Source organism: Mycobacterium sp. NPDC003449, assembly GCF_053588415.1.
Map to the genome: position 1 here is coordinate 1 of NZ_JBSFPX010000195.1, position 13,583 is coordinate 13,583.

At 68.5% G+C, this 13,583-nt stretch carries 11 protein-coding genes; 2 read left to right on the forward strand and 9 right to left on the reverse strand.

From position 1 onward, the window contains the following. Nucleotides 1-55: 55 nt before the first annotated feature. From ACWDTP_RS32215 to ACWDTP_RS32230, 4 genes are read right to left on the reverse strand one after another with little or no spacing between them, the layout of a single operon-like run. Nucleotides 56-235, reverse strand: coding sequence for a hypothetical protein (locus ACWDTP_RS32215; protein ID WP_450027277.1), 180 nt, complete (start codon nucleotides 233-235; stop codon nucleotides 56-58). Then, the gene (locus ACWDTP_RS32220) at nucleotides 236-1,240 is read right to left on the reverse strand and encodes an ABC transporter permease (RefSeq protein WP_450027278.1); all 1,005 of its coding nucleotides are present in this window, start codon (nucleotides 1,238-1,240) and stop codon (nucleotides 236-238) included. Next, entirely contained in the window at nucleotides 1,237-2,118 is an 882-nt protein-coding gene (locus tag ACWDTP_RS32225) for an ABC transporter permease (RefSeq protein WP_450027279.1), read from the reverse strand. Before ACWDTP_RS32225 ends, ACWDTP_RS32220 begins: the two co-directional genes overlap by 4 nt. Continuing rightward, the gene (locus ACWDTP_RS32230) at nucleotides 2,118-4,121 is read right to left on the reverse strand and encodes a dipeptide ABC transporter ATP-binding protein (RefSeq protein WP_450027280.1); all 2,004 of its coding nucleotides are present in this window, start codon (nucleotides 4,119-4,121) and stop codon (nucleotides 2,118-2,120) included. The genes ACWDTP_RS32225 and ACWDTP_RS32230 overlap by 1 nt, the downstream gene beginning before the upstream one ends. A 214-nt stretch (nucleotides 4,122-4,335) precedes the next feature. Between ACWDTP_RS32230 and ACWDTP_RS32235 the strand changes: the two genes are divergently transcribed. After that, nucleotides 4,336-5,046, forward strand: a complete 711-nt coding sequence (locus ACWDTP_RS32235) for a TetR/AcrR family transcriptional regulator (RefSeq protein ID WP_450027281.1) — start codon at nucleotides 4,336-4,338, stop codon at nucleotides 5,044-5,046. Here ACWDTP_RS32235 and atzF read toward each other — a convergent pair. Genes atzF through ACWDTP_RS32255 form a run of 4 tightly spaced genes read right to left on the reverse strand, consistent with a single transcriptional unit; the run spans nucleotide 4,995 to nucleotide 11,912 of the window. Next, the gene (atzF, locus tag ACWDTP_RS32240; protein WP_450027282.1) at nucleotides 4,995-6,779 is read right to left on the reverse strand and encodes an allophanate hydrolase; all 1,785 of its coding nucleotides are present in this window, start codon (nucleotides 6,777-6,779) and stop codon (nucleotides 4,995-4,997) included. The genes ACWDTP_RS32235 and atzF overlap by 52 nt on opposite strands. Next, nucleotides 6,776-10,417 carry an urea carboxylase gene (gene uca, locus ACWDTP_RS32245; RefSeq protein ID WP_450027283.1) on the reverse strand — a complete coding sequence of 1,214 codons (3,642 nt, stop codon included), beginning with the start codon at nucleotides 10,415-10,417 and terminating at the stop codon, nucleotides 6,776-6,778. Before uca ends, atzF begins: the two co-directional genes overlap by 4 nt. Next, nucleotides 10,414-11,049, reverse strand: coding sequence for an urea amidolyase associated protein UAAP2 (locus ACWDTP_RS32250; protein WP_450027287.1), 636 nt, complete (start codon nucleotides 11,047-11,049; stop codon nucleotides 10,414-10,416). Before ACWDTP_RS32250 ends, uca begins: the two co-directional genes overlap by 4 nt. Nucleotides 11,050-11,051: 2 nt before the next feature. After that, complete coding sequence (locus tag ACWDTP_RS32255) at nucleotides 11,052-11,912, reverse strand: urea amidolyase associated protein UAAP1 (protein ID WP_450027284.1); 861 nt, start codon at nucleotides 11,910-11,912, stop codon at nucleotides 11,052-11,054. Nucleotides 11,913-12,276: 364 nt separating this feature from the next. Between ACWDTP_RS32255 and ACWDTP_RS32260 the strand changes: the two genes are divergently transcribed. Then, complete coding sequence (locus tag ACWDTP_RS32260; RefSeq protein ID WP_450027285.1) at nucleotides 12,277-13,329, forward strand: NAD(P)-dependent alcohol dehydrogenase; 1,053 nt, start codon at nucleotides 12,277-12,279, stop codon at nucleotides 13,327-13,329. A gap of 6 nt (nucleotides 13,330-13,335) precedes the next feature. On the opposite strand, the gene ACWDTP_RS32265 is transcribed toward ACWDTP_RS32260, so the two are convergent. Then, nucleotides 13,336-13,583, reverse strand: a 248-nt coding sequence (locus ACWDTP_RS32265) for a DUF3349 domain-containing protein (protein ID WP_450027286.1), incomplete at its 5' end; no start/stop codon positions are given.

A 13,583-nucleotide genomic window follows, 5' to 3' on the forward strand; every position in this document is an offset into this window, starting at 1 on the left:
CGTCCGGCCTCGTCGCGCACGAATTCCTCGATGGCCGAGCCCAGTTCGTCGTCGGTCAATCGCCGCGACCAGGGCGCCCCCGAGCCGCGGCGATCAGTCGCTGCGCACGTTCGATCCGCTCGTCGTAGCCGGGCATGTGAGCGATCCCCACCTCGTCGACGGGCATATCGCCTGACTCCTGCATGTCGACGACGACCAGAACGGGATTGCCCACGATGAGTGGCTGTTTCGGCACTTATCCTCCAATGATGGCGATGCGTGGATCGGCGGCCGCCTGGAGTAGGTCCACGGCGGTGTTGATGAAGACGTAGAGTGCGCCGAGCATCAACGTGACGCCGGCGATCGCCGGGAAGTCGGCAACCGGGATGCTCTGCGCGATGTACTGGCCGATTCCCGGCCAACCGAAGACCTGCTCGACTACAAGGACACCCGAGAACATCAGCCCCACTTGCAGGCCCGTCATCGACAAAGCGGCGCCGACGGAGTTCCTCAGCACATGCCGCGCCAGGATCCGAATTTCGGACAGACCCTTCGCGCGGGCGGTGCGGGCATAGTCGCTGTCGATGTCACCGAGCAGGCTGCTGCGCAGTACCCTGCCAATCGCCACGGCGGGTCCGATCGCGATGACGAACGCGGGCAGGATCAGATGATGCAGGGCGTCGCCGACGATGTCGAGGCGACCGTGCATGAGCCCGTCGACAGTCAGCAGCCCGGTCGGCCCGTCGACCGAATCCGCTAGCCCGGTGCGTCCATTGGCCGGAACCCAGCCCAGCATCTGATAGAACACAATCAATCCGAGGATGCCGAGCAGGAACATCGGTGCCGACGAACCCGTGAACAGCAACGTCCGCAACAGGTTTGCCCCACGCCACCGCAAAGTCGTGCTGAACGCCAGGAGACCCGCCAGCAGGATCGCGATGGCCAGCCCGGCCAGCGCGAGTTCCATCGTGGCGGGCAGGAACTCGCCGAGGTCGGACACGACCGGGTGGCGGGTGCGGTAGGACGTGCCGAGATCACCCGTCGCCGCACCGGTCAGGTAGTTCCAGAACTGCACCAGCATCGGCTCGTTCAACCCGAGTGCATCCCGGCGGGCGGCCACGGCATCGGCCGAGGCCTGCGCGCCCAGCTGCGCCTTGACCGGATCGAGCGGCGAAATGTGCTGCAGGACGAACATCACGCCGGTCAAGGCGATCAGGATCGCCACCATCGCACCCAGCCGGGTCGCCACAAACGTCTTCATCGGCCGCCCGTCTTCATGAGGTTGCGCAGGCAGTCCCCCGCGACGTTTCCGATCAGGGCCAGCACCAGCACCCCGAGACCCGGCATGACGGGGATCCACCACTGCTGCAGGAAGTAACTGAGGTTGCGCGCGGAGTCGGCGCCCAGTTCCGGCGCGGGTGCGGCCTGCCCGAGCCCCAGAAAGGACAGCGCCGCGAGAGTGAGGATGAGCGTGCCGATGTCGAGGCTCGCGGCCACCAGCGCATTGGGCACCGCACCGGGCAGCAGGTGGCGTCCTGCCAGCCGGAACCGGCTCACTCCGGCGAGTTTCGCGGCCTCTACGTGCGGACGTGCGGCCAGTCTGGCCACCTCACCGCGTACCAGTCGCGCGTAGAACGGCCACCATACGATCGACACCGCGACGAGTGTGTGCACGAAGCTGGGACCCAGGGCGGCCACCACCGCTATGGCGAGAACCGGTGCGGGCAGCGACAGGAACGCGTCGGTGACACGCATCAGCACCGCATCCACCCAGCCACCGGACGCGCCGGCGATCAGACCGATGAGACCACCGATGAGCAGTCCGACCGCCACCACCACCAGGGCGGCGAACCAGCTGGAGCGCGCGCCGTAGAGCACACGGGACAGGACATCGCGGCCAACGCTGTCACTGCCGAGCAGGAACCCGTCGTCGCCTGGGGCCTGCAGCGGCATCCCGACCGGCAGCAGTGGGTCGTGCGGCGCAAGCAGTGGTACCGCGATGACGATCAGCGTCACGACGATCACCAGGGAGACACCGATCGAGTTCGCGACGGTGGAACTCGGCTGCGGGAGCGCCACCAGGCGGCCCTTCCGGCGGCGCGGCAGGGCTGCGGCGGTGACGGGTGCGGCAATCGCCATCAGACCGCCTGCCTCTCGATACACGCCACCCGGTGCGGGTTGCCCGGGATGCCCTCCAAGCGGACGTCGAGTTCTGCGTCACCACAGGCGTCGACGGCGACGGGACAGCGCGGGTGGAACGTGCAGCCGGCAGGGGGTGACAACGGGCTCGCGGGTTCGCCTGCCAGTAACCGGGATTCGCGGCCCAGGTCGGGAACCGAGTCGACGAGCGCCTGGGTGTAAGGGTGGGCGGGGTCGCCGATCACCCGTTCAGCGGGACCGATCTCGACTATGCGGCCCAGGTACATGACGGCGATCCGGTCGGCGACCACGCGCGCCACCGACAGGTCGTGGGTCACGAACACCACCGACATGTCGAGTGTGCGGCGCAGATCGCCGATGAGGTTGAGCACCGACGCGGCCAGCGACACGTCCAGCGCGCTGGTCGGCTCGTCGCACAGCAACACCGAAGGCGGCACCACCGTGGCGCGGGCCAGCGACACCCGCTGCCGCTGACCGCCCGACAGCTCCCCGGCACGCGATTTCGCGATTTCGGCGGGCAGGCCGACGCGCTCGAGTACCTCGATGACGGCCTCCCGGCGCTGTGTTCGCGTCGACTTGCCGTCACGGAGCCGTTCGGCGACCAGTTCCTCGACCGACAGCCACGGTGTCAACGATGCGCCCGCGTCCTGAAACACCATCTGCGGGCGTTGTCCGCCTGCCAGTTCGACGGTTCCCGAGGTCGCCTTCTCCAGGCCGGCGATGATGCGCAAGAACGTGGACTTGCCAGACCCGCTCTCGCCCACCAGCGCCACCGACTCTCCGTGGCCGATGCTCAGCGAAACCCTGTGCAGCGCACGCAGCTTGCCGCGCTGCCCAGGTGAGCGGTCCAGCCATCGCCGCGCCACGGTGAAACTCTTGGACACATCCTTCAGCACCACCGACGGCGGCTGGGGTGTCCGCTCGACGGCGGTCGGAAAGGGCTCCGACGTGTTGGTCGACGCCGTGCCCAGCGTGCCCGCGACCTGGTCGAACGGTAACAGGCAGGCACTCGTCCGGTCGGGCGCGACCGTGATCGGGTCTGGCGGCGTCTCGGCGCAGTCGCCGGTGGCCAGTGCGCACCGCGGTACGAACGCGCATCCGGGCAGTGGCGCCGTCGGGCTGGGCACAGACCCGGTGAGCGCGGCAAGGTGGCGGTCGCGGGCGGTGCCAAGTGTGAGGCGGGAGCCCAGCAGCCCGTGGGTGTATGGGTGTGCGGGTGCGGCGAGTACGTCGGCGGTTGGGCCGGTCTCGGCGATGCGACCCGCGTAGAGCACGACGATCCGGTCGGAGATCTGGGCGGCGACGCCGAGGTCGTGGGTGATCATCACGATGCTGCAACCGAGTTCGTCACGCAGTCGCCGCAACAACCGCAGGACCTGAGCCTGCACCGTCACGTCCAGCGCGGTGGTCGGCTCGTCGGCGATGATCAACTCGGGATCGCCCGCGATTGCGATGGCGATCATCACGCGTTGCCGCAGGCCGCCGGACAGTTCGTGGGGAAAGGCCCGCAGGCGTCGCTCGGGGTCGGGTATCCCGACCGCGGTGAGCAGACGCAACGCCTCCTCCTCGCTGCCCGCGGCTTCGGCGACCTGAGGGCCGATCCGCATGGTCGGGTTCAGTGACGTCATCGGATCCTGAAACACCGCACCGAGGTCGAGCCTGCGGACCTTGCGCAGCGACTTGGCGTCGCCGTTGATCATGTCCGAACCGGTGACGCGCACAGTCCCATCGATCCTGGCCTGTTTGGGCAGCAGGCCGAGAAGGGTGAACCCCAGCACGCTCTTCCCGGAACCGGACTCACCGACCAGCCCGAGGATCTCCCCCGGTGCGATGGACAGCGATACCCCGCGCAGGGCAGCCACGTCGCGGCCGTTGCGGCGGAAGGTGACTCGAAGGTCGCCAACGGTCGCGACCGGATCGGGAATCGGCGGCACCGCGGTATGCACGCTGGGAGCCTCGGCTGTGGAGACGGCGATGCCCATCGAAGCACTCCCTGGGTCGGATCTGGAGATAGCGCGGCACGTCGGTGTGCCGGTTGGCCTGTCAGTTGACAGTTTTCACGGGCCGCGGCCCTGACAGGTATCGCCGGCGTAACCAATTGACGGCGCAGGTAACCGATTCGTATCGCGCGTTTCTATCGTGTGACAGAAACCGGATGGCTACCGCCGTAGGCCCGCCATGGTCCACGATGGGACCATGACGCTCGCCAGAGCAGGACGACCGCGCCTGCACGATCAACGGCGTCCGGGAACCAGTGCGCGTGACGAAATCCTGGATGCTGCAGGCGAATTATTCACCACGCTCGGCTACACCGGTACCTCGACGCGGATGATCGCGGATTCGGTCGGTATCCGTCAGGCCTCGCTGTACCACTACTTCAAGACCAAGGACGACATCCTCTGTGCCCTGCTCAGCCAGACGGTCACGCCGACGCTGTCGTACATCCCGAGCCTGCTCGGCGCCGAGCCTGCCCTCACCGCAGCCGAGCACCTGCACGCATTGGCGGCGTTCGACGGCGACCAGTTGCTCAGCGGCCGGTGGAATCTCGGGGCGCTGTATCTGATGCCTGAGCTGCGCGACGCCAAGCTGGAGCCGTTCTGGTCGGACCGCGAGCGGCTGCGGCTGCACTATCTCGCGTTGAGCCGGGCCGTCGCTGTTCAAACCGGCGTCCACAGCGCCGCTGCCGATCTGCCGTTCCGCCTCGTCGAGTCGCTGGTCAACATGTGGTCCGTGCCGCCGGGCGCAGAGCGGTCCGAGCTGCCGGTGCATGTGGCCGACGCCTGCATGCGCGTGCTCGGCGTCGCAGGCGACGACATCCCCGCCGTTCGTGAACGTAGCCGCGCGGAGGCGGACCGTTACGCCCGCGCGGCGCCCGGCGGCGTGGCAGGCAGCACAGACTCCGCGTAACGCAGGTACGTCGTCCAGTCCCCGTGCCGGGAGATGTCCTCACCGTCGCGCCAGGCGCCGAGGGTGCAGGTGAATCCGACCACCTCGGTGCCTTCCGACAGCGTCACGCGGCCCAGGGCCATCGGATCAGGCAGGGCGGCCAGGAAATCGCCGAGCATCGCGGTACCTACCAGCCACAGTTCGCCGCCGATCGCGACGCCGTCTTCTGGCCCAACCCGCATCAGTCCGGGCTTGGGCGGCGTGGTGTCCAGGCGGGCGAGGCGGTACAGCGGTGCGGTGCGCACCGCGCCGGTCCACCGCGCGCCGCGATCGGTCAGCTGCCATGCCAGCGGCTGCCCCTTCAGGTGTGCGCCCACCACCAGCAGTGCGGTCGTCGGGATGCCGACGCGAGCCGGCCACGGCGCTCCGGAGGAATGTGCCGCCAGTGCGACGGCCCCGGCGGCGGCCACCGGGTCCGACGGAGCCGTCACGAGCCGCGCCACGTCCATCGCAACGGCGTCCGCGCCGGATCGTGCAATGACCGACACGCCGAACTGATCATCGCCCGCCATGCCCGACGGTACGGCCACCGCGCACAGATCCATCAGGTTGCAGAAGTTGGTGTATGTGCCGAGCCGGGAGTTCACCGCAATCGGTTCGAGGGCGACGTCGGCGATCCTCGGATGGTCGGTCGTCGTCGGAAGGAGCAGGGCGTCGCACCCGTCGAGTGCCGCCAGCGCGGTGGCGGTGAGTTCGCCGAGTCGCGTGCGGTCACGCAGCAACGTCGCCGCCGACACGGTTCCGGCTGCCGACACGATTGCTCCCACGGTGGGGTCGACCTCACGCTGGTGGGCATCGACGAACTCGCCCACGGCGTCATATCTCTCGGCCACCAGACCGCCGTCGTACAGCAGCCGGGCTGCCTCGAGGAACGGCGCGAGATCGATCTCCCTGAGCGTCACACCCCGATCCGCGAGCCGGTCGCATGCGGCCAGAAATCCCGTCCGCCACGCTTCCGAGAGGCCGGGCAGGTCGCGCGGAACCGCCACCACCGGCCGTTCGGGAGCGGCCAGCGGCGCGTCGGGCGGGAACGGTCGCGCACTGGCGTGCACATCGGCGCGCGCCATCACCCCCATCGCGACATCGGCCGTGTCGACGTCGCGGGCGAAGACCGTGACGCAGTCATAGGAGCGGCACGCGGGCACGACGCCGTCGGTCGGCACCACGCCGTAGGTCGGCTTGATACCGACGATGCCCTGCAGGGCCGCGGGCACGCGACCCGATCCGGCGGTGTCCGTTCCGATCGCGACGTCGACCAGGCCCAGGGCCACCGCCACGGCCGACCCGGCACTCGACCCGCCCGAGATCCGGTCGGGCCGCCTGGCATCGCGTACTGCGCCGTGCGGGCTACGCGTCCCGACCAGACCGGTGGCGAACTGGTCGAGGTTGGTGGCACCGATCACTACCGCACCCGCCCCCCGCAACCGTGCGACGACCGGGGCGTCGGTGACCGCGGGAGTCGACGTGTAGGCCGGACATCCGGCGGTGCTGGGCAGACCCGCGACATCGACGTTGTTCTTCACCGCCGCGGTCAGTCCGGCCAGCGCCATCTCGGCTCCCGACGCGACCGCGGCGTCCACACGCTCGGCGTCGGCGAGCGCATCGGCCAAGGGGCGCAGAAAGATCCAGATCTCGGGCCGGTCGACCGCGGCAATCGCGGCGTAGGCGGCACGGACCCGTTCGACAGCCGTCATGCCGGGATTCCGGTCACGTCGCGGCCGTCGGACGGGCCCACCACTACCAGCGCCGCACCGGGCTCCACCTGGTTACCCGCCTCGACGAGCACCTGGGTGATGATCCCATCGGTCGGTGCACTCACCACGGTCTCCATCTTCATCGCCTCCAATGCGAGCAACGACTGACCGGCCACCACGCTCTGGCCCACCTCGACCTCGACTTTCCACACGCTGGATGCGAACGGCGCGTCCACGCGTCGATCCCCTTCGTCGAGAACGAGATCGGTCAGCACCGTCGCAGTCCTCGACTCCGCCCGCTCGGCGCGGTCGAATTCCCCCGCTGACTCCCATGCCGTGCGCTCGGCGTCGAACGCCGCCTTCTGATGGACGCGGAAGTCGGTTATCGATGCGGCGTTGTCGGCAAGGAAGCGTTCGTGTTCGGCGAGCGAGAAGGTGCCCTCGGTGATGTCGATCGCCCCTCGCCCGGCGGCGAGATCCGCACGCATATCCAGCAATTCGTCGGCCGACACGGGATACCACGAGATCCGGTCGAAGAAGCGCAGCAGCCACGGACTGCCCGGCTCGAACGGCGTTGTGTGCCGGTAGCGGCTCCACACCTGAGTCGTGCGGCCCACGAACTGATAGCCGCCGGGGCCCTCCATCCCGTATATGCACAGGTATGCGCCGCCGATGCCGACGGAGTTCTCCGCCGTCCACGTGCGGGCGGGGTTGTACTTCGTCGTGACGAGCCGATGTCGCGGGTCCAGCGGGGTCGCGACCGGCGCTCCGAGGTAGACGTCCCCCAGACCCAGCGTCAGGTACTCCGCGGAGAACACGATGTCGAACACGTCGGACTGCGACGCGAGACCGTTTACCCGCCTGATGAACTCGATGTTGGACGGACACCACGGAGCGTCGTCGCGGACACCCGAGGTGTAGCGCGCGATGGCCTCCCTGGTCGCGGGGTCGTCCCACGACAGCGGCAACCGGACCGACCTGCTCGGCACGACGAGGTCAGACGTCGCAGGCAGGTCCTCTTCCAGTTCGAACAGCAGGCCCAGCAGCCGGTCGATCGACACCCGGTCGGGGTCCACGTGGACCTGCAGGGACCGGATGCCCGGCGTCAGGTCGAGGATGCCGTCGAGCTGGTCGGCCTGCAGCCTTCGGTGCAGTGCGTGCACACGCGCCCGCAGGGCCAGGTCGAGCACCATGTCGCCGTACTCGACCAGCACGTTGTCCTCACCATTGCGCCGATAGGTCACGGTGGGGACACCGTCGCGGCGGGCCAGGACGCCGTCGTCGTGGTCCCCTCCGGTACGCGGCACGGCTGTCGACGCACCACGGCCGATCCCGGACAGGTTGCGCGACGGCGCTTCCGCCGCGCGGACAGCGACGAACCGGACCGTGTCACCCGGACGCAGTTGTCCGAGCTTCCACCTGTCGGCTGAGATGACGGTCACCGGGCACACGAAACCACCGAGGCTGGGCCCGTCGGGCCCGAGCAGGATCGGGGTGTCTCCGGTGAAGTCGAGTGCGCCGACGGAGTAGGCGGTGTCGTGGATGTTCGACGGGTGCAGGCCGGCGTCCCCACCGTCGGGGCGGGCCCATTCTGGCCTCGGCCCCTCAAGACGTACGCCTGTGCGTGCGGAGTTGAAGTGCACGCGGTAGCTCGCCTCGTACAGCGTATCGATGTCGGTGCGGGTGAAGAACTCCGGTGCACCGTGCGGACCCTCGGTGACCGCCAACTCCCAGTTCGAGGGCATCGCCGGGCGCTGATCCGACGGCACCGGGCCGGTCGCGCCGACGGCGTCCGTCGAGGGCACCGCCCGCAGCACGTCGCCGACCACCAGCCGGCGACCACCGTGGCCACCGAATTGGCCCAGCGTGAATGTCGACGCGCTGCCGAGATACCCCGGCACGTCGAGCCCTCCGGCGACGAGGACGTAGGTTCGCAGGCCGGTTGTCTCGGCCGTTCCGACGTCGAGCACTGCGCCTGCGGGGACGGTGATCGGCTCCCACATGGGCACTGCTGAACCATTCACCGTGACAAGGCATTCCGCACCCGTGACGCACACCGTGATCGGATGACTGGTGCGCAGTGCGGGTCCCGAGGCGGTGCACTCGAGTCCCGGCACGCCCTCGGGGTTGCCCAGCGCCCGGTTGCCGAGCCGAAACGACAGGTCGTCCATGGGCCCACTCGGCGGGACGCCGACGTCCCACAGCCCCACCCGGCCGGGCAGGTCCTGGACCGTGGTCAACAGTCCCGCGCGTTCGACGGTGACCCGTGGCCGCGGGTCGTCGACGTCGGCGAGCGTGGCGGTGCTGTGTCTGGCGTTACGCACGTCGAGACGGTCGACCGCGGCGCGCAGTAAGCCGACGTTGACCTCGATGCCGTGCAGTACCGTTGCGTCCAGCGCCGAGCCCATCAGTTCGAACGCCTCGTCGCGGTCTGTGCCCGCGGTGATCACCTTGGCCAGCAGCGGATCATAGGACGCCGAGACCTCGGTGCCCTCCTCGACCCAGGTGTCGACGCGGATATGGCCGCCGTCGGGAAATCTGACCGCGGTCAGCGTGCCGGTGCTCGGACGGTAGTCCCGTGCCGGGTCCTCCGCGTAGATCCGCGCCTCGACGGCGTGGCCGCGCACCGGCACCACTCCGGTGCTCTCACCGGCGTCGAGATGCGCAGCCAGCACGTCGTTCTCGCCACGGGCGAGCCGGAACATCCAGCCGGCCAGGTCGACCCCGGTGACGGCCTCGGTCACCGGGTGCTCGACCTGCAGTCGCGCGTTCACCTCGAGGAAGGAGGCTTCTTGCCGGCTCGGGTCGTAGACGAACTCCACGGTGCCCGCCGAGCGGTAGGCGATCGACGCGGCAAGCTCACGTGACGACGAGTGCAACTGCATCCGAACGTGTTCCGGCAGTGCGGGCGCGGGCGCCTCTTCGATCACCTTCTGGTTGCGGCGCTGCAGCGAGCAGTCCCGGTCCCCGAGCGAGACGACGCGACCCGCACCGTCACCGAAGATCTGAACTTCCACATGGCGGGCATGATCGACAAAGCGCTCGATGAACACACCGGCGGAGCCGAAGCTGCGTTCGGCAAGTCGCGTCACGCGGTCGAAGGCGGCCCGCAGTTCGTCGGCGCCGCGGCAGACCTGCATGCCGATCCCCCCGCCGCCACCGGTCGCCTTGAGCATCACGGGATATCCGATGGTGTCGGCCGCGGCCACTGCCTGGTAGGCGCTGCCCAGCAAGCCCGACCCGGGGAACACCGGCACTCCGGCCGCCATCGCTGCGGCACGTGCGGTGTGCTTGGTGCCGAACACGCGCAGCTGATGCGGTGTCGGGCCGACGAACGTGATGCCGGCGCGCTCGACGGACTCGGCGAATTCGGCGTCCTCGGACAGGAATCCGTATCCGGGATGGATCATCCCCGCACCCGTCGCCACTGCCGCGGCCACGATCGCTTCGCTGCGCAGGTAGCTCTTGGTCGGCGCGGCGGGCCCTAGCCGGACGGCCTCGTCGGCCAGGTGCACGTGGGGTGCGCCACGGTCCGCATCGGAGAACACGGCCACGGTGCGTATGCCGAGAGTCCGGGCCGCGCGCACGAGTCGAACGGCGATCTCGCCGCGGTTGGCGACGAGGACGGTGTCGGTCACGACGCCTCGCCAGGGCGGCTGACGATAATGCGGACCGGCGTCGGGTCGAAGGCGTTGCAGGGGTTGTTGATCTGCGGACAGTTGGACACCAGGACCAGCGTGTCGACTTCGGCCTGCAACGCAACCCGCTTGCCGGGCCCCGACAGTCCATCCACGATGCCAAGTGCGCCGTTGGGGTCGACGGGCACGTTCATGAACCAGTTGATATTGCTGGCCAGATCGTGGGCGCCGAGCCCGTATCTCGCCCCCTCGATGAGGAAGTTCTCCATGCACCCGTGCTGCGCGCGGGTGTGCTGCCCGTAGCGCAAGGTGTTCGACTCCTTCGAACACGCGCCGCCGAGAGTGTCGTGCGCACCGACTTCGTCGGCGATCACCGTCATCAGTGCCAGCCCGGTGTCTGCGCGCAGTACTGATCCGGTGGTGAGTGTGATCCGGCCCTGTCGACCGATGGTCTCCGAAGCGGAGTAACGCACGGCGGTGTCGTCGGCCCAGTAGAGCAGGCAGTCGACGGCCTGGTTGCCGGCGAGATCGACGATTGTGAGGACGTCGCCGCGGCTGACGACGGCCGACCAGGGGGCGCGTGCCGCGACAGTCTGGTCGAGCAGCACCGTGCCGGGGACAAGCGCGGGGATGGTCACAGAACTCCTCTGGCTGCAAGATCGGCGTCGGTATTCGCGATCGCCTGGCGGTGCTCGGGGCCGAGTGGTCCGATGAGATCGCCCGCGACCAGCGCATCGAGCTCGTCGGCCGCGGCCCAGGCCTGCACCCGAAGGGGTGAACAGGTGAAGTCCGGCCGTGGATCCAACGGGTGCGCAGTGTTCGCGAGCAGCACGATCAGGTCCAGGTGCAGGAGCAGGTCGACCGCCGTGCCGGGCCCGGCGGATCCCGTCCACGTCAGCGTGCCGTCGGATGCCACCCGTGCGCCCTTGAAGAACGACGGCGACGGCGGCAGATCACGTGGTCCGAGGCCGTGTTTGAGCGCCCCCAGTAACAGCAGGTCACGCCCGGCCGGTGACGCCGACTGCGGGCCCGCGGCCCCGTACTTCGCCTCGTTTCCCGAACGGGTGGTGGTGCCCGTCAGCGCATCGTGGACCGTCGACGTGTCGGCGACGATCGTCGCCAGGACACGGCCGAAACCACTGAGCAGCGGATGCCCGGGCCCGAGATACGCCTGCCACGGCACTTTGACGGTGTCGGCCACGTTCAGCCGCTCGTGAGGTCCATCGGCACGGTGCATCAGGAGGTGGGCACACGCGTCGCCGTCGAGGTCGGTCAGCCGGACCCGCGTTCCCCGCGCAAATACCGCGGTGGTGTATCCGCCCGCGGCAACGGTCTCCGACCACACGAGGCGGTCTGCGGACACACCGTCGGGCGCCGTAGGGCCGGCAGCGGCCGGCACATGGCGCATGAAATCGGTGGTGCGGCCGTGTTGCGCGCGCGCATGGGCCTTTGCTCCCGCGGTGTTGGCGGTCTCGCTCGTCACGTCGCTGGTCACGTGTCTCCCGATGTCACGATGCCGTTCGGCGAACTGATTTCTGTCGAGTGACAGTTTTCGGGATTGCGATGTTTCCGTGGTTGCCCGCGTGTAACCGATCGCCTGCGGCCGGTTAACAACGTGGGTCACGTGTGTCTGTCATGTGACAGGTATCGGGTGTCGCCGGGCTGACCTCAGGGGACTCCACCGTCGAAGACGCCCAGGGAATTCCCAGGGAACAACGTCACAGTCGATTGTGGGATTAAGGTTGACGCATATGTAGTTGAAGTGCCGTGGGGCTGCCCGGTGCGGCAACGTCAACTTGCCCGTCGACCGAATCCACAAGCATGCCCTGATGACGACAAAGACGACAAAGAGGACTGAGATGAGCACTGTTTCCGCCTACGCCGCAAACTCGGCGACCGGGCCCCTGACCAAGACCACGATCAACCGTCGCGATGTCGGACCACACGACGTGGCCTTCGACATCCATTTCGCCGGCATCTGCCATTCCGACATCCACACCGTCAAGGCCGAGTGGGGCCAGCCCAACTACCCCGTCGTCCCCGGCCACGAGATCGCCGGCGTGGTGACCGAGGTGGGTTCGGAGGTCACCAAGTACAAGGTCGGCGATCACGTGGGAGTCGGCTGTTTCATCGACTCCTGTCGCGAATGCGACAACTGCAAGGCCGGCCTGGAGCAGTACTGCACCGGTGAATACGGCATGCACGGCACCTACAACTCCACCGAGCGTGACGGCTCGCCCACCTTCGGCGGCTACAGCGGCGCCATCGTCGTCGACGAGAACTACGTGCTGCGCATCCCCGACAGCATCCCGCTCGACGCGGCCGCCCCCCTGCTGTGCGCCGGCATCACCCTGTACTCACCGCTGCGGCACTGGAACGCCGGCCCCGGCAAGACGGTCGCCGTGATCGGCCTCGGCGGCCTCGGGCACATGGGCGTCAAGCTGGCCAAGGCGATGGGCGCCGAGGTCACCGTGCTGAGCCAGTCGCTGAAGAAGATGGAGGACGGCCTGCGCCTCGGTGCCAGCCACTACTACGCCACCTCCGACCCGGACACCTTCGCCAAGCTGGCCGGATCGTTCGACCTGATCCTCAACACCGTCTCGGCCAATCTCGACCTAGGCGCCTACCTGAGCCTGCTCAAGGTCGACGGCACCCTCGTCGAACTGGGCATGCCCGAACACGCCATGGAGGTCCCGCCGTTCCCGCTGGCCGGGATGCGGCGCAGCCTGTCCGGCTCGATGATCGGCGGCATCCCGGAAACCCAGGAGATGCTTGACTTCTGCGCCGAGCACGAAGCGTTACCCGAGATCGAGGTTATCCAGCCCGATTACATCAACGAGGCCTACGAGCGCGTGCTGGCCAGCGATGTGCGGTACCGCTTCGTGATCGACACCGCATCGCTGCGGGCCTGACGGGCGCTAAAGCCGCTCAGCCGCGTCGCGGTCGACGCCGGCGAGCGGCCAACCGGCCGCGGCCAGCCTGGCCGCGACCCGGTTCACGTTCTCCGGTCCGGCGTCGTGGTGAGACACCTCGGCGATGAAGTCTTCGATCGCATCCCGGTCGATGGCACCGTCGACCACGGCGCCGGATCCGTCGGCCGTGAGGTTGCGCACCACCTCTTTGACCTGCTCATCGGTCAAGGGGGTGGCGCTGCTGCGCGCCACCC

What these genes read in the sequence shown, in the direction of transcription:
- ACWDTP_RS32230 (WP_450027280.1), bottom strand. Translation starts at nt 4,121, where the DNA reads ATGGGCATCGCCGTCTCCACAGCCGAGGCTCCCAGCGTGCATACCGCG.
- ACWDTP_RS32235 (WP_450027281.1), top strand. Translation starts at nt 4,336, where the DNA reads ATGACGCTCGCCAGAGCAGGACGACCGCGCCTGCACGATCAACGGCGT.
- atzF (WP_450027282.1), bottom strand. Translation starts at nt 6,779, where the DNA reads ATGACGGCTGTCGAACGGGTCCGTGCCGCCTACGCCGCGATTGCCGCG.
- ACWDTP_RS32220 (WP_450027278.1), bottom strand. Translation starts at nt 1,240, where the DNA reads ATGAAGACGTTTGTGGCGACCCGGCTGGGTGCGATGGTGGCGATCCTG.
- ACWDTP_RS32260 (WP_450027285.1), top strand. Translation starts at nt 12,277, where the DNA reads ATGAGCACTGTTTCCGCCTACGCCGCAAACTCGGCGACCGGGCCCCTG.
- ACWDTP_RS32225 (WP_450027279.1), bottom strand. Translation starts at nt 2,118, where the DNA reads ATGGCGATTGCCGCACCCGTCACCGCCGCAGCCCTGCCGCGCCGCCGG.